General features: G+C 44.3%; 13 protein-coding genes. 4 read left to right on the forward strand and 9 right to left on the reverse strand.

The annotated features are described in order from the left end of the window. Window positions 1–15: 15 nt before the first annotated feature. The 3 genes from LVD17_RS19515 to LVD17_RS19525 are packed head-to-tail and all read right to left on the reverse strand — an operon-like array spanning window position 16 to window position 5,706. Complete coding sequence (locus tag LVD17_RS19515) at window positions 16–3,111, reverse strand: efflux RND transporter permease subunit (protein WP_233760690.1); 3,096 nt, start codon at window positions 3,109–3,111, stop codon at window positions 16–18. Continuing rightward, entirely contained in the window at window positions 3,111–4,325 is a 1,215-nt protein-coding gene (locus tag LVD17_RS19520; RefSeq protein ID WP_233760691.1) for an efflux RND transporter periplasmic adaptor subunit, read from the reverse strand. Before LVD17_RS19520 ends, LVD17_RS19515 begins: the two co-directional genes overlap by 1 nt. Beyond that, window positions 4,318–5,706: a TolC family protein gene (locus LVD17_RS19525; RefSeq protein ID WP_233760692.1), complete on the reverse strand. Its 1,389-nt coding sequence runs from the start codon at window positions 5,704–5,706 to the stop codon at window positions 4,318–4,320. Before LVD17_RS19525 ends, LVD17_RS19520 begins: the two co-directional genes overlap by 8 nt. A gap of 363 nt (window positions 5,707–6,069) precedes the next feature. Here LVD17_RS19525 and LVD17_RS19530 point away from each other — a divergent pair, with 363 nt between their 5' ends. After that, window positions 6,070–6,477, forward strand: coding sequence for a hypothetical protein (locus tag LVD17_RS19530; RefSeq protein ID WP_233760693.1), 408 nt, complete (start codon window positions 6,070–6,072; stop codon window positions 6,475–6,477). A gap of 12 nt (window positions 6,478–6,489) precedes the next feature. On the opposite strand, the gene LVD17_RS19535 is transcribed toward LVD17_RS19530, so the two are convergent. Genes LVD17_RS19535 through LVD17_RS19545 form a run of 3 tightly spaced genes read right to left on the reverse strand, consistent with a single transcriptional unit; the run spans window position 6,490 to window position 8,927 of the window. After that, window positions 6,490–7,065 (reverse strand): hypothetical protein, encoded by a 576-nt coding sequence (locus LVD17_RS19535; protein ID WP_233760694.1) that lies wholly within the window; start codon window positions 7,063–7,065, stop codon window positions 6,490–6,492. 9 nt (window positions 7,066–7,074) lie between these two features. Further along, complete coding sequence (locus tag LVD17_RS19540) at window positions 7,075–8,343, reverse strand: hypothetical protein (RefSeq protein WP_233760695.1); 1,269 nt, start codon at window positions 8,341–8,343, stop codon at window positions 7,075–7,077. Window positions 8,344–8,345: 2 nt separating this feature from the next. Beyond that, a complete protein-coding gene (locus LVD17_RS19545; RefSeq protein WP_233760696.1) occupies window positions 8,346–8,927 on the reverse strand; it encodes a YceI family protein in 582 nt (193 codons plus the stop codon). Window positions 8,928–9,194: 267 nt separating this feature from the next. Here LVD17_RS19545 and LVD17_RS19550 point away from each other — a divergent pair, with 267 nt between their 5' ends. The 3 genes from LVD17_RS19550 to LVD17_RS19560 all read left to right on the forward strand — a co-directional run bounded on the left by LVD17_RS19550 (window position 9,195) and on the right by LVD17_RS19560 (window position 12,528). Then, the gene (locus LVD17_RS19550; protein ID WP_233760697.1) at window positions 9,195–9,764 is read left to right on the forward strand and encodes a porin family protein; all 570 of its coding nucleotides are present in this window, start codon (window positions 9,195–9,197) and stop codon (window positions 9,762–9,764) included. Between the two features lie 33 nt (window positions 9,765–9,797). Further along, window positions 9,798–10,481, forward strand: coding sequence for a hypothetical protein (locus LVD17_RS19555; protein WP_233760698.1), 684 nt, complete (start codon window positions 9,798–9,800; stop codon window positions 10,479–10,481). A 118-nt stretch (window positions 10,482–10,599) separates the two neighbouring features. Further along, on the forward strand, window positions 10,600–12,528 hold the full coding sequence (locus tag LVD17_RS19560) for an AAA domain-containing protein (protein ID WP_233760699.1): 1,929 nt from the start codon (window positions 10,600–10,602) through the stop codon (window positions 12,526–12,528). Between the two features lie 314 nt (window positions 12,529–12,842). Here LVD17_RS19560 and LVD17_RS19565 read toward each other — a convergent pair whose 3' ends face one another. The 3 genes from LVD17_RS19565 to LVD17_RS19575 form a co-directional block, all read right to left on the reverse strand. Further along, entirely contained in the window at window positions 12,843–14,231 is a 1,389-nt protein-coding gene (locus tag LVD17_RS19565) for a M16 family metallopeptidase (RefSeq protein WP_233760700.1), read from the reverse strand. A 5-nt stretch (window positions 14,232–14,236) separates the two neighbouring features. Next, the gene (locus LVD17_RS19570; RefSeq protein WP_233760701.1) at window positions 14,237–15,625 is read right to left on the reverse strand and encodes a M16 family metallopeptidase; all 1,389 of its coding nucleotides are present in this window, start codon (window positions 15,623–15,625) and stop codon (window positions 14,237–14,239) included. A 276-nt stretch (window positions 15,626–15,901) separates the two neighbouring features. Further along, window positions 15,902–16,714 (reverse strand): DUF1206 domain-containing protein, encoded by an 813-nt coding sequence (locus tag LVD17_RS19575; protein ID WP_233760702.1) that lies wholly within the window; start codon window positions 16,712–16,714, stop codon window positions 15,902–15,904. Between the last annotated feature and the right edge of the window lie 172 nt (window positions 16,715–16,886).

The raw sequence follows: 16,886 nt of genomic DNA on the forward strand, positions 1-16,886 counted from the left end.
TATGATCATATGTACCTACTTTTTTATTTTCTTTACAACATCCTCCAGGGCCATGTAGAGGCACGGCACAATAAGAAGAATAATAGATGTGGCGAATATGATGCCGAAGCCAAGAGAGATGGCCATCGGTATCAGGTAGTAGGCCTGCCTTGATGTTTCCATAATAATAGGGGTGAGCCCCCCGAAGGTAGTCAATGTGGTGAGGATGATGGGCCGGAACCTTCTGATCCCCGCCTCATGGATGGCATCAAAAGCAGATTGCTCAGAACGGCGCTTATTGGCATAGTCAATCATGATCAGTGAATCGTTCACTACCACCCCCGATAAAGCAATAACACCCATCAAACTAACCAGTGAGAGGTCGTACCCCAGCAGGATATGGCCTATTACTGCGCCTACAGCCCCAAAAGGTATGGCAATCATCACAATAAGTGGCTGGATATAGCTGTCAAAGGCCAAAGCCAACAGGGCATATATGATCATCATAGCCAGGGCAAAACCACCCCAAAGCGCCTGTGTTGACTCTCTCATCTCTGCCTGGCTGCCCTGAAAGCTCCAGGTGATACCGGGAAAGTCTGCCCTTAGCTGAGGCAGTACTTCCTGCTTAATGGATTCCAGCACACGGGTTACTGCATTTGATGGCTCCACATCCATTCCGACAGTTACTACGCGCCGTCCATCACGGCGATTGATAGATGTGAAGGCCTCCCGCTGGCTTACTTCTACTACATCCAGCAGGGGTACCTCAGTGCCACCCGGAGCCCTGATAAGGAAGCTCTCCAGATTGTGAATATCCTTTCTTTGCTCCAAAGGAAGTTTTACCCGGACTTCTATTTCATTAGTGCCGCGCAGCTGGCGCATGGCCAGAGCCCCGAAGAAAGCATCCCTTACCTGGCGCCCGACCTCTGAAGGGGTGAGTCCCAGATTGCGCCCTTCCGGAAGTAACCTGAAGTCAAACTGGGTTTTGCCCTTGTTGTAGTTATCATTCACGTCACGCGTAGTTTCAAAGGCTTCAACACGCATGAAGAAGGCCTGGCTTGCTTTTTCCAGTACATCAATATCTGCATGGCTCAGGTCTACACTGATATCCTGCTGATATCCTCCGGGGCCTCTTTCCGCTTCAAAAGTGATCTGGTCCACACCCTCTATTTCGCCAATTTCGTCCCGCCAAAGGTTAATTACATCCTGTGCGGTCATGTCTCGCTCATCTGGTGGCTTCATTACTATCTCCACATCGATGAAATTCTGGCCACGGACATTGGTTTTAATTCCTTCCGCAGCTTTATACAGATTATGCTTTTCAAACATCCGATACGTCGATTCGGTAATTTCATTGGCTACTTTGGCAGCCTGGTCAGGAGTGGTGCTTACCGGGAGCGTTACACCCGCCTCAATTTCATCGGCCGATACTTCGGGCATCATGATGATACCCATATGATCGCTGTAGCCATATCCCCCCACGATAAGAAGCAGTGTAAGTGCCGAGCACAAAGTAATATACCTGTGCTGCAGAGACAGCTCCAGAAACGGCCTGTAGTATTTGTCAACAAACCGGTCAAATTTTTTAGCAAAAGCCTGCTGCCACTTTTCAATGTACCTGGCTACTTTAAATGATTTTTTTGATCCATGCCCCAGATGGGCGGGAAGAATATATAAGGCTTCAATCAATGAAACAGCCAGAATAGTAATGACCACAGCAGGTAACGGCCACCAGAACTTGCCTGTGGTGCCGGGTATAAAAAGCAGTGGTACAAAGGCGATAATGGTAGTCAGTATGCTGAACAATACGGGTTTTGAGATATCTTTCGTGGCAGTAATGGCAGCATCTAGGTAATCCATACCTTGCTGGCGCAATTCATAAATGTTTTCACCTACTACTACGGCATCATCAACCACAATCCCCAGTACAACGAGGAATCCGAACATGGAAATCATGTTGATACTTACCCCTATTACCGGCAGAAAGGTCAGGCCCCCGATGAATGAAACGGTCATCCCCATCATTACCCAAAAGGCCAGACGGTATTCAAGAAAAAGCGAGAGTATTACCAAAACGATGAGGACGGCGAGTATACCGTTTTCAGTCAGGAGAGAAAGCCGTTCTTCGTAATCTTCAGCGCGGTTACTGTCTATGCGGTACCTCACGCCGGGTGGCAGCGAGCTTTCAAAATCCCTGAGTATGGTTTCCACCGTCTCAGCAATATCCAGAGGAGACTGATCACCAATTCGGTATATCTGTATCTCTACTGACGGCTGGCGGTTAAATTGAGCATGGAATCCTTCCTCTTCAAAGCCATCCGTTATGGTAGCCAGATCGGCAAGCTTTACAGTAGCGCCGGTAGGAGATGTGACGATATCTATGGTCCCGAATTCATCCGCCCACTGCTTTCTCTCCTTCATGCGTAAAAGAATTTCACCACTATTGGTTTCTACCGCACCGGCAGGAATGTCTTCACTAGCCTGCTCTATGATATCGGCCACTTCGCCCAGAGTAAGACTGTACTCTCTGAGTTTATGCCGGGAGATCTCCACATGTGTTACATACCGGGGTACATTTCCAATCTCTACCTGTGTGATACCTTCGTTACTGAGTAACCTGTCACGCAACCGTTCTGCCAGCTTTCGCAGCGTCCAGATGTCAACATTCCCATACAGGCCCAGCTCCATTACGTCGCGTTGCCTGGCTTGCAGCTGTACTTCGGGTTGTTCAATATCTTCAGGGAAGGTCCTGATGCGGTTTACAGCCTGATCAATATCCTGAAACGCCTTCATACGTTCAGTGCCGGCTACCAGTTCTATCAACACGGTTCCTGAGCCTTCCTCGGCAGTTGAGGTAATTTCCTTGATGCCCTGTACGCCTCTCACAGTCTCTTCAATGGGTAGCAAAATCCCTTTTTCCACTTCTGCCGGGGCAGCCCCGGGATATACCACCCGGATTTCCACCATGTCCAGCTGGAATTGAGGAAATACCTCTTTTTGAATATTGAACATGGTCCAGATACCACCACCAAGTAGTATGATCATCAGTAAGTTAGCTGCGAGAGGATTACGGGTCATGTAACCTATGGCTCCGGAGTGATCCTTTTTATTATGTGAATTAGACACAGCCATCAGTGCATGGTATCAGTTACTGTATCGGATAACGACGCCTGTTCCGTACTATCAGGTTTGCTGATGCGAAGCGGAGCCCCTTCAGCGACTGTTGTCAGGTTGGTGGTTACAATGCTGTCATCTTTAGAAAGGCCCTCTTTTATATAGGCATATTTGGCGTCGTGGAGCAATATGCTGACATTTTGGATTCGTAGTTTGCCATTGTTCATGACCCATACCGTTTCATTGTTGCGAACATAATCGCGTTCCAGGCGGATCACATTCTCAATTTTATTGGCCTCGATACGGGTCTCCATAAATGACCCGATCATGAGCCTGGGAAGAGTTGAGGAATCTGCTCGGTGCGCCAAAGGATCCGGAACAGCTACCAAGACGCGGGCAAGCCTGGTCTGGTTATCCAGAGCTCCCACCATTTTGTATAGATAACCGGTGCGGTACTCACCCTCAGGCCAGGCCGAGCGGTCATGTACCCTTACCAGCGACCCTTTGGAAAGCCGGGTTTTGGGGAATGACAACCAGCGAAGCTGGGAAACGGGTACAGTCACTACAATCCAATACGTGTTCATGCCCACAAGCCGGCCCAGGTTATTTCCGGGAGCCACCTGTGAGCCTACGTTCACATTTCTTTCGAGTATATGAGCATCAAAAGGAGCTCGTATAGTCGCGCGTCCGAGGTTTAACTTTGCCTGGTCTACGGTAGCTTGAGCTGCCCTGACGCGTGCTTTTATGGCATTTAACTGGGGTTCTCGCAGTACCAGAGCCTCATCTTCATTGGATAAAGTGTCACCTACAAGCTGGTAATCCATTCTTGCAATATCCTGTCGTCCCATTTCAATATCAAGGTCGGCCCGGGCCTGGCTGAGCTCACTTTGTCTTAGCTGTAGCGTATTTCGATAATCTGCCGGGTCTATTTGCAGAAGTACTTCTCCTTTACTTACGAATCCTCCTGGAACGAAATTTTCCGAGAGCCTTGTTACCTGTCCGCTTACCCGGGGGCTTAGCATAATATCTTTAGCAGGCTGCACGGTACCAGTAGTTACAATCGTCGGACGGAAATCTCCATATTCTGCTTGTGTTACCTCTACAAGCATAGCCGTATCCTTCGTAGCTCCTGACCGGATGGCCTTGGGTTCGGTAAAGAAAATAATAGCAGTAACAATTGCTCCTGCAAGCAATATTCCCAGACATATGATCAGTGTCTTTTTTTTATTCATCTTCGGTTTCCCTTTCCGTATCAAAGCCTCCTGCCAGGGATCTGTAGAGGTTTATTCTGAATTCCAGCAATGAATACCTTGCAGCTATGAGCTCCCTGCGCAATTGCTGCTCCTGCCCCAGTGCCGTGAGCACATCCAGGTAATTGCTGAGACCATTAAAATATTCTGTTTGTAACTGCTCATATGTTTTTCTGGCCAGGTCATGCTGCTCTTTTAGAACCTCAATCCTCTCATTTTGTTTTATCTCCTGTATCAGGGCATCTTCTACTTCTCGAAAAGCAATGAGCACAGTCTGGCCGTATTCATAAAGTCTTTGGTTCTTTACTGCTTCAGAGCGATCAACCTCAGCGCTAAGCCTGCCTCCGTAGAAAAGCGGGGCTACCAGATTGCCGGCTAATGATCTGGCCCAGTTCTGAAAAAGGTCATCTGCATTATTTGCTCTCATAGAGGCAGTGGCAGTGAGCGACAGCCGCGGGTATTGGTTGCTGATGGCAGCTGCCAGGTCTTTATCTGCCGCTTTTAATAGATTGTACGCCTGCTGCACATCAGGGCGCCTGCGTATCTGCTCCATTGGGATACCTGTTTGGGGCAGAGGAGGAGGTTCGGGCAGCTCATAAGACAAAACATTGAAATCAGTCTGCGGCTGCCTGCCAAGCAACACCGCAAGCTGATGTTTCAAAATCTCAAATCGTGATTCGGCCACAATCTTTTGTTCCCGGGTTGCTTCCAGGAGCTGTTGCTGACGAAGTATATCCACGCCACGGATAAGCCCGCTGCCGAACCTTGCCCTGATCAGTTTGACAATTTTTTCATTGGTGTCTACCTGTTCATTAACCAGTTGTAGTTGATTTTGGGCCGCTATAATCTGATACCACGTAAGTACAATTTCTGCCGAAAGCGTAATAGCAGCGCTTTGATAGTCAGCGTATGAAGCTTTTTCACGGAAGCGTTCGGCTTCTACCTGCGACCTGATCCGGCCCCAGAGGTCTACTTCATAGGCAGCATTCAGTCCGAAACGAATATTTTCACCTCCAACGAAATCTGGCTGAGGGCGGTTTATGGCACTTTGTACTGTAGCTTCTATGTCCGGGAGGAGGTTGGAGGTCTCTCTGTTTACCACGGCTCTGGCTGCCAGCAGTTGGTGCCATACACTTTCTAACTCAAAGTTAGAGGTCAGGGCGCTGTCCACCAGTGTATTGAGGTCAGGGTTTTCAAAAGAGGTCCACCATTTCTCCGGCATATGCTGATCGCCCGAATATGAAAATTCCTGAAGGGAATCTATTGGTAGGGAAGTCCCCGAGATTTTAGGAGAGCACCCAGCCACTGATGCAATTAAGGCAAAAACAGGAAGTATAAGCGTTATGTATGAGATAAATTGCATGATGCCGGATGTAAAATGGGTGTAGTTCCGGCTTACAGCGGGAACGTCCCCGTTTGAATAAGTATGATCATTTGTATGGTTAGCTTTAGAAGTTAGTATATCGGTTAATTTATATCATGCAAGTAGTACAGGCCATTGACGCCAGCCTGATCAATTATAACAGCCATATTATTAGTAACAAGGAAAAGTAAAAACCTTCCTGCAGGATAAGCCTGAAATCCAAAATGATAGATGTTTTTATAAGGCATTAGCTGTAAAAAATAGATTAAACATGTTCAAACTTGAACAATAAATTATTATATTGATAGGGTTGTATCATTTCCTTAAAACAATATTTTTTACCGTAAAAAGCCACAACCACCTATGAGTAAAAAAGATGAGATCATGCGCGTCGTCCGGGAATATGAGCAGGGCAAGAAAGGGACCAATGAAACTATAAAAAAGATCTTTGAGATATCCGGTCATGAAGTGGACCGGGATTACCTGGATAACTACTGGCGAAGTGAGGATTTGGAGAGTTTTGCCGGATTTCTTGCTATCGAAGAGATTTCAGACTGGGACCAAATTGATGACAGCAGGGCTTTGAGCCTAATCAGGGAAATGCTGAATGATCTAAACAATGATCCTGTTATTTATCGCAATTCCGAGGCGCTTGAGAGGAGGTTTAATAAACCTGAAGGGAAAATTACCAAACTTATTTTTGAGCAAAACATCACTGACCCGGAGGCTCTGCTGGTGGAGTTGAAAAAAAATACAACGATCCTTACCTGACGCTGAGGCTATTTAGTTTGATAAGCAGGGGCTTTGGTGAGGAGAATGGTCGAGAACAAGCGATACTGATATGTTCATTTTATCACTTGTAGTCACCAGGCCACCCAGCTTTTTAGGAGGCTCCAGCTTAAATTCTGAAGCATAAAAAACAAAATCTGCAGTGAGCACCTGCCTGCCATTTGCAAAGCTTTGACAGAACTCTACATCATCAAGTGTTTTATACTTACCCACTAACAATAGCTTAATACAGCCGGTTAACAAACCTTTGTCCTTTTCTTCAAGGCTCTGTACCTGAACCGTTACTTTCGGATATTCATCGGCCTTAAGGGTAGACCGGAAGTCTCTGTTTAAAAGAAAATTACCACACCTGAACGCTTCTACCGGGATGGTGAAGCTGTATGGAGAAAAAGGAAGGTTGTCAAAATATAAAGTGTCATTTACTCCTGATATTTCGTAATCGCAACTGAAACCTCCCAGAGAAGTATCACCATTGATAGTGATACTTCTTTTCTGAATAACTAAACATGATTCGGTTCCTACAGGTCCTGTCAGAGATACCAGGAGTAAAATGACACTTAAGATATTCATGGTCTTAGCTTAGAAACTTATGGCTGCTTCGATCATTACACCATTGAATTCACCACCCTGGTATTTGGAGCCATTCCAGCCGTCACCTTCATACTTTTGAGATACGTATTCAAACTTGGTTACAATGTTTTTGGTAAGGAACCAGCCACCGCCAATGTTTAAACGATTTATCTCCATAGTTGGTGTCCCATCTGCCATTTCGCCGGATACCGTATTGTACCGGCCTCCTACGTAAAGCTGATCCTGTCCGCCAAACCTGTAAATCACTTCACCTGCTACCTGTGTAAATGAGCCACTTCCCTGGTCGTCGCTGTTGCTGGCAACTTCATAAATGCCAAAGAACTCAAGACCTTTAAACTTTACGAAGGGGTTGATTTGAACGGCAGTTATTTCACTAAATCTTGGGTTAAACCTTCCTTCAAAGTCGTTTCCGTCTCCATCGATAGTGGTCATAATATTGTAATACCTGCTACCACCTCGGTCACCACCATACAAGTAACCTCCCGTAGACCTGCCTTTATTGATGTACCAGGAGCCTGTCAGGCGTAGTCTAAGGTCATCAGATATATGATCATCGTAACCCAGTTTTCCAAAGAAAGATGCTTTATTATCAGAATTGTCGTTTACAACAGTGCTTTGATTAAGTTTACCATTAGTTAAACCAACTACTCCAATGAAGCCGTTTTTCTGTATTGTAACTTCACCAAAAACCTCAGTTGAGAATGCATCCATAATATAATTACCTACAAAAGGGTTATAAATCGCTCTAGCGTTATCTGTTCTTCTGAAGTGTGCATCACCGTAGTTGAATTCATCGAGACCAACTTTTATGGTTGCTATTTCCATTAAACCTTCAAGAAATCCGGGCTTAATGAAATCAAGCTTGTCCATTTGCAGATAACCACCTTTTACCCATGACTCCTCATGGTGCCTTGCAGATAAATAAGTTCTTAAGTGCATTCTTACCCCATCATACAGCTGTACATCCAGATCCAGGTTAGCTGTAGGTAAATTAAAATTGCCACCAAGCTCCACCAATGTATCCGCCATACTGGTATTGTCCTGATCAACACCCTGAAACTGAATAGCGAAGTCACCACCGATTCTCACTTTAGTGCCTGTAAATTCCACCGTATCCTCTTTTGAAGATTCAAAAATGTTGAGCCCGTCCTGACCTGCCAGTCTGAAGAATTGCAGGTTTCTGCCTTGCTGAGCATTGGCTATAAAGCTCATGCCAATGAAGACAATTGCTAAAAGGTATTTGATTGATTTTTTCATGATTATTTAGTTTTGAATATAAGGTTAAAGCTTATAGTGATCTCATTTCCTGTTTTGACAGTGCCCAAAAGCGCTGTAGGAGGATCAATGTTAAAGTCTGTTAATTTCAGGTCTTTGTTGCCGACGAGTTTTACAGTGGATGCCGTAGTGTAGGCCTTGGCTTCAACGTTGACTGTTCTGGATTCTCCGGCAATGGTAAATGTGCCCGAGGCATCAACCAGGTAATAGTCACTTTTTTTGGCAATGCTTTTTATTTGTTTCAGGTTAAAAGTTATTTCTGGATGTTTTTTTGTTTTTAATGCCTTGTAAGCATTGTCGTCCATGCCTGACTTGCCACTTTTCAGCGTCTCCGCTTTCATGGATACAGTTAGGCTGGAAATATCCTTAAGCGTGCTGTTGTCTACCTCCATGATGGCAGTTCCTTCAGCGGTTTCCGTTGGCATTGTCCAGTCATGTAAAGTTGATGTTCCTGCTACTTCAAGTTTTTCAACAGTAGACAACTTATAGGTTGCCTGGCCTTTTACCCCTATACTTATAATCAGCGACGGGATTATGATGTACAGATATTTATTGAGAAATTTCATAACAGTACCTTTTTGATTCGTTTTAAATTCTGAAACAAAGCTATAGCTCGCTGCCTTCGTAAAACATGATGTATCTCAGTATAAAAGCTGTTTGTAGTCAGCTTGTTGGGGACGACTGTTAATCTATGGAGGGTTTGAAATTGTCTTTTTTGAATTTTACGAATAACTATTTAAATTAATTTAGTGGGCTATGTTAAAAAGGTAAGCTTTTGTGCATGATTTATGAGTTTAAACATGCTTCTTTGCCCTTTTAACTAAAATGAAAAAATGAAACACATTCTATTTTTGGCTGCTCTTGTAGCTTCACTCTCGTGCTATTCACAAACAAGAACCGGATTAAAAGGGGGGCTTAATATTGCTAATCTGCATTATTCCGCAGGCAACGAGTCCGTAAAAGGTGATCCTCTCACATCCTTCCATGTTGGTTTTGTATTTTTTCCTGAAGGTTCATCTGCTGTATCGGTGCAACCGGAAATACTTTTCTCCATGCAGGGAAACAAGCTTTCAACTCCATTAGGGAATGTTGAAGAAAAACTAGGCTACGTTAATGTTCCTATTCTTATTAAGTATACTCCTGCCCCGGTATTTTCCATGTATGCGGGACCCCAGTTGGGTATGCTGGTTAGCAGTAACAAGATAAACGGTACAAGCGTAAAAGATTATTATAAAGAGGTGGACATTTCACTTTCTTTTGGATGCGAATTTAAAGCAGGAGAAAATATGTTATTTGGTGCGCGATATAATTTAGGAATGATGAACGTAGATGATTTCGACGATTCCGGAGATATCAAAGTAACCAACCAGGTAACCCAAATATATCTTGGTATATTGTTTTAGTAAATGATCAGGTTGATTAACCATATAAATATAATGAGGAGCACTTGCATGGTGCTCCTTTATTTTTTTCAACCACAGAATGTCCACGCCACTCCCGGAGATGGCATCATAGAAAATGAAACACTTATAGGCTACAACAGCACTTACTATTATTCCATAAAAACTGTGAGATACCCTACCGGTAGTTACTATAAGTTTGCTGACTCTACCTTTGTGATGGAAAGGGCACTTGCAACCGGCAAGGTGAATACAAGGATATGTACCCATGCATCCACATACATTGACCAATCCACTGAGGGGGATTGGACTAAAACGGAATATAGAAATACAGAATTTAATTATCCCCGGTTTCTGCTTAATAAGAAAGTCAAATATCTATACCCGGAACGGTATCTGAATATACATGAGCCAGCCATACGACTTGATATTTTAAAGGAGGGGCTGGTCCTTCAATTGAAAGATTATAAAGTTATGGTCATGGACCTTGTTGATATGGAGCCTTATGCTCCGTGGATAACAGAATCGCTCAGCAAGGAGCAATATTACAGGTACAAATACCCAAAAGAGAAATTTAATTTCGTTACCATTAAAGCTTTTGTAAACGACGATCAGCATGCATTCTTTATTATTGAGTCGAAGATCGGTGCAGAAATACTCCAGGCCATTCTGGTAATGGAGGGCAGTCAGTTCAAGTTGTTGCAGAAAGGGCGCAAATGAATTTAGCACAGCCTTGTCGTGTACTGTTTTATAATGCCGGCCTTACTGTAGCCTCCACTGATTCCTGCTGGTACAACTTGATGAAAATCTCTTACCTTTGCCATTTAACAAAGTTTTTATGGCCGGAAAGGATATTCAGGAAGGGTTAAAGCAGCTGCTGGTTCTGTTGGCACAGGAAAAGGAGGAAGACCTGCTCCAGTATAAACGTAAAATGATAGGAACCTCGCTTAGCGAGCGTCGTAAGCAGGGTGTATGCTGGTATCCGGTAAACCTGGAAAAAACAAAATTTGATAGTGGTGATCGCCTGCTCGTTAAAGTGTCTCGTCCGCCCGAACATACCGATTCCCACCTTTTTCAATCCGGCAAGCTGGTAAGCCTGTTTTCCAATGCCTATAGCAATGAAGAATCTCGCGATGCGGTGAATGGTGTGGTAAACTATGTAAGCAAGCAGGAGATGCTCGTTACGCTAAACAATAATGATATTCCGGACTGGATACACGACGGACAGTTAGGTGTACAGTTGCTTTTTGATGAAAATGCCTACAGGGAGATGGAAAAGGCTGTTAAACACCTGATCAAAACCAAAGATGAGCGCCTTGTTGAGCTTAAGAAAATACTTCTAGGTGACAGCGAAGCCCGGTTTGAAAGCAGGAACCCGGTAAAAGTGGCAGGTTTAAATAACAGCCAGAACGATGCCCTGAATAAAGTGCTGAGTGCATCTGATGTAGCCATTATCCATGGCCCTCCGGGTACGGGTAAGACCACTACACTGATACAAGCTATACTGGAAACGCTGAAATCTGAAACACAAACGCTGGTATGTGCCCCAAGTAATGCCGCAGTAGATCTGTTGGCCGATCGGCTGGGTGAGCAGGGAATTAATGTGCTGAGAATCGGGCATCCTGCCCGTGTAACGGAAGAAACCCTGAGTAAAACGCTGGATGCCCGCATCACACGCCATCCTGACTATAAAACGCTAAAATCCCTTCGCAGGCAGGCTGAAGAGTATAAGACTATGGGGCAGAAGTACAAAAGAAACTTTGGGCACTCGGAACGTGAGCAGCGAAGGCGGTTGCTGGCAGAGGCCCGTGAACTTCGCCATGAAGCAGAGCATCTGGAGTTTTTCATCATGGGAGACATCATAGCCAGGTCGCAGGTAATTGCCTGTACAATGGTTGGTGCAAGTAACCAGGTGCTTAAAGGGATGGTGTTCGAAACAGTATTTATTGATGAGGCGGCTCAGGCCCTCGAGCCGGCTTCATGGATTCCCATTATCCGGTCAGAGCGGGTGATCTTTGCCGGTGATCATTGCCAGTTGCCTCCAACCATCAGGTCGCTGGAAGCTGCCCGTAACGGATTGGAAGTAACGCTTTTTGAAAAGGTCATCAAGGGCAACAAGGCTGACGTAATGCTGAAGGAGCAATACCGGATGAATGAGGCCATCATGAACTTCTCAAGTCGTATATTTTATAAAAATCAATTGACAGCCAATGAGGCGGTGGCTCACTGGAAAGTATTCCCCGATGACCTGTCAGTAGAGTTTATAGACACAGTCGGATGCGGTTACTTTGAAGAAGTCGATCAGGAAACCAGAAGCTCATTCAACAAGGAGGAGGCACAATTGCTATTAAAGCATTTTAAAGACTACATAGAGCAGGTAGAAGCACTCGGTAAATGGAATGAGGTGGAAGATATAGGCGTTATAGCTCCCTACAAAGCGCAGGTTTCCCTGCTTCAGGATCTGATGATGCAGCCGGGAACCCTCGAGGGGCACATTCAGGAAAAGCTGGGTGTAAATACGGTGGACTCATTTCAGGGACAGGAGCGGGATATCATATATATATCATTGGTGCGCTCCAATGAAAAGGGTGAAATTGGTTTTCTGGCCAATACCAGAAGGATGAATGTGGCAATTACCAGGGCCAAAAAGAAACTCGTAATTATCGGCGACAGTGCCACAATAGGCCAGAATGAGTTTTATGCGGCTTTTCTGGATTATGTCAATGAAATTGGGGCTTACAGGAGTGCTTTTGAATTGATGTACTGATGAGGCATATCTTTTTTCTGGTCGGGCAAGGTTTTTAAAAAAATATCAGTCGCAGGTGTTTACAATGAGGTGTGTTGTTTACCAGAGAATATGATACTTACAAGAATTAAAACACCACACCTTTTAATCATATTATTAATATTGGTATTTACTAACATTATTGGTTTAGCTGTAATGTTATCGTAGAAGTGAGCAGGGGTGTTATTAAGGCAATGATCTTGCCATTGGCGTTTCTCCACCAGCAAAAGTTGAAGCACAATGAAGTCAGGCTTCCGAAGCTTTCAAATACTTCGGAAGCCTGATCATAATTGCGATCAATAATCCTTGATCGACTTTTCGTAATCTTTGATCTGCTGTTCTATTACTTTTTTATCTCCCACAATTACCAGTGTCATGCCCTCTGGCCTTATATACTTTTGGGCCATTTCCCGGATTTTTTCAGGGGTTACAGCATAAATATTCTGTACTTTGTTGGTCAGGAACGACTCATCAAGATCATATACATCGAGATAAACGAGTTGCCCGATAATACCGGAAGGAGTGGAGTTTTGTAAAACAAATACTCCTGCTTCATAATTTTGAATACCTTTCAATTCTTCCTGAGAGGGCGCTTCTTTTTGCAGCCGGTCTATTTCTTTGGTTATTTCCTGTAGTGAAGGTCCTGTAAATTCCGTAGTAACGTCAGCCTGCTCATACCAAATGGCCGATTTATACCTGTCGCTAATATTGCTGGCTGGCGAATACGTATATCCTTTGTCTTCACGAATGTTGCTGGTGATCCTGGATCCAAACGATCCGCCCAGCAGCGAATTCATTACGTCAAGGGCTATGTAGTCTGCACTGGAAGGGTCAGGTACCGGTAATCCGAGCATAATAGTGGATTGCGGAGCGTCTGGCCTGTCCAGAATGGTTATCTGGCCATCCTGGCTGGGGGTGGCGGGGATGTATTGTGGTGCAGGGCCTTCTTTCCACTTGCCAAAAGCCTCTCTTACTGCCTTCTCTACGGCAGAAGCATTAAATTTACCTGCTACGTAAACGGTGGTGCGCCTTGCTCCAAAATTTTCGTTATAATGTTTTCTGATCATTTCAACATTAAAGCTGCTGATCATATCTTCGGAGGGGTAGAGCCTTCCGTAAGAATGATCGGGGTACAGTTGGGCATAAAAGGCCTGACTTGCCTTGGGCTGTGGGCGTGATAGTGTAACGCTTAACTGCCTTTTCATGTCATTTTTCAATCTGTCTATTTCACTTTCCGGAAACTTTGGATTTTGCAAAACGCCAGCCATTACCTTTATCGCTTCTGGGGTAAACTCATAGAGCACTGAAGATGATAGAGAGGTAGTATGAGCGCCTACACCAATATTGAGGTTGCCCCCCATGCCGGCCATTTTATCGGCGATTTCTTTTGAAGTCATACCCGTGCTGCCCTCTTCCATAAGATCACCCACAAGGTCGGCAAGCCAAACTTCTGCCTCGCCCTCATGGATGTTACCGGTTTTAACGGTTATGTTGATAGTAGCTTTAGGTACGGCGCCATAGGGGATCATAATCAGCTCCAACCCGTTGTCAAGCTTTACAGTTTGCCTTTCAGGTAGCGTAAAATCCTTGGGTTGTCCTCCTGGAGGTGGTGTCTCCTTATCCTGAGTAAAAGCGGTAAAACTAAGTAATAGTAATCCGGTAATATATATTCCTATTGTTTTCATAGCACTTAATTTTCAGTTTTAGCCAAAGGGTTGACGGTTAAAATGGTTCTGTTGGTACTTCTCAGGTATTCATCAGCCGTTTTTTTTATCAGCTCCGGAGTTACTTTTTTAAACTCACCTTCCAACTGGTTGATTTTTGCTGGGTTATCTTCGAAAAGAGCAAAAGATGCCAGCAGATCCGCACGTCCCAACCCAAAGAACCCACCGATGTTGTCGTATAGTTGTGACCTCATCTTTACTATGGCCTGATCGATCATTTCCTGAGTCACACCATTGGTTACATCACTGATAACCTGATCAACAGAGGTCATAATGGAATCCTGAGGAGTGTGATTGTCGTACGTCAGATTAAACATCCACAGCATAGGGCCGTTGTAATTAAACATATTGCCCAGGTAATTGATGCCGCCATTTACGTTTGATGTGTAACCCTTATCTTTAACCAGTTTGCGGGTCAGCAAACTATTATCACCCTGAACCAATATCTGATCGAGTAATCCCATAGCATAGTATTCCGGGGTATTTTTTTCAGGCATTTTGTACGCGATAGCGATGGCCGGTTTATTGGCCAGCGGGTCATCCTTTGTGAATTTCTTTTCTTCGGTTTGCCTGGGCTCAGAGATATCCGGCAGAGCAGGTATTTCGGCAGAAGGGATAGGGGCAAAGTATTTTTCAATCCATTTTTTAACCTCTTCGGGTTTAAAATCGCCAACTACCGCCAGAGAGGCATTATTAGGAGCATAGTAGGTGTCAAAAAACTTCTGTACATCTTCCAGGTTGGCTGCGTCCAGATCTTCCAGGTCACCATAGAAATTGTGGGCATTATACCAGTTCTCATTGGCATATTGAGGCATGTCCAGCCATGGAAAGCCTCCATAGGGTTGGTTTAGTACATTTACCTTTACCTCATTTTTTACTACCCCCTGCTGGTTGGTGAGGTTTTCCTGGGTTATGTCTAGCCCCTTCATTCTGTCTGCCTCTGCCCAAAGCATGGTTTCAAGTTTATGAGAAGGTACAATTTCGAAATAATTGGTGAAATCAAAGCGGGTGGAACCATTGAGTACACCACCATTTTGTTGAACAAGCTTAATGAACTCCATTTTTCCTAAGTTTTTGGACCCCTGGAACATCATATGTTCAAAAAGGTGGGCAAACCCTGTTCTGTCACGTGGCTCTATTCTGAAGCCTATGTTATAATAAACAGCAACAATGGCTGTGGGCGCGGTTTTATCCGGCGATAAAATAACTTTAAGCCCGTTGTCCAGCTTGTAGTATTCTACCGGTACAGTAAACTCAGCCGCGGTGTCATCCTCCACCTCCTGAACCTCTGTAACCTGGGAGCAGGATGCCAGGACCATTAGCAGCAGTATTAAATTCAGATATCCTTTTTTCATAAAAGAAATTTTAGTTAAATGTTCATGCATTCGTGTTAAATCCTATCATCTCAATTATGAGATATGGAATAAAATAGATAACAAAAGTTACATTAGAAATTTCAATATCCCTGATATGATAAGAATTAAATGAAGAACGGCATGAGTGGGCTATAAATGGCAGGCGCTGAATATAATATTGTCGGGGGAATTTAGACCCACCGAAGAAGAGAGCCAATAGTAAAGGAATTAGTGCAAATTTATATGGCAGAATACTCTTCATCGGCGGGATGGAGTTTATCTGGCATAAAAGCTTTTATAGCGAGCTACAACGAGCATAAACACGCCGTAGCATACTAATCCTGCAGCAATCAGAGCCATCAGCCACGGGCCACTGGTAGATTGCTGGATGAATGAAAACGCTCCGGAAGACCCCTGGATACTTCCGGGATTAGACTGTAATGCTGCCTGGAGAAAGAAGTAACCAACAATACCTATCAGAATACCACGGGCAATAAAACCAGCATATCCGGCATTTTTGATGATAGACTCGGCTTTACTATATGGTATTTCCACCGGGCGCAGGTTTTGGGTAAAGCCTCCTTTATAAACCCTGTAAAACTGATATATTGCCTTTGCAAATAGCGCTATTGCAATAAGTATTACTATAAGTACACCAATTTTGCTTTGCAGTAAAGAACCAACTAGCCCTTGTCCGGATTGGCCTGATGAACCGCTACCTCCGGAAATTTGTAATACGGAGTATACGCCCAGGGCCAGGTACAACACGCCACTTATGAAGTATCCGGTACGTTTTATCTTGCCTTTACTATCTGTCCCTTCACCCTGAGGATCCTGAATAGACTGTACAAAACGCCAGAAGGCATAGCAGGCCAGCCCGATGGCTATAAGTATCAGCAAAACATTCCCAAAAGGTTGTTTTTGTAAAAACTCTATCACCTGTACTTTTCCAGCCTTTTGTCCGCCCATGTTGAAGGCTGCCAGTAAAGTTAGTATACCGGCCACACCATAAACTACTCCTTTTGCAACATGCCCCACTCTTCCGGCCCGTTCTTTCCAGTTATCATTTCCTGTTGTATATGTATTCATAATGGATGTTTTTAATTACAATAATCTGTTTTGCTAACAGGAAAAATAATGCCGTTACCTCTGCGGGCTTTTGTTAAACATTGCAAGGATGTATACCGTGTAAATAATACCACGCTGGTCCGGTTTATTTCTACGATGTTATATTTGCCTTCCCTTTTTCAGGATAGGCAGT

The organism is Fulvivirga ulvae (assembly GCF_021389975.1).
Classification (GTDB): Bacteria; Bacteroidota; Bacteroidia; order Cytophagales; family Cyclobacteriaceae; genus Fulvivirga; species Fulvivirga ulvae.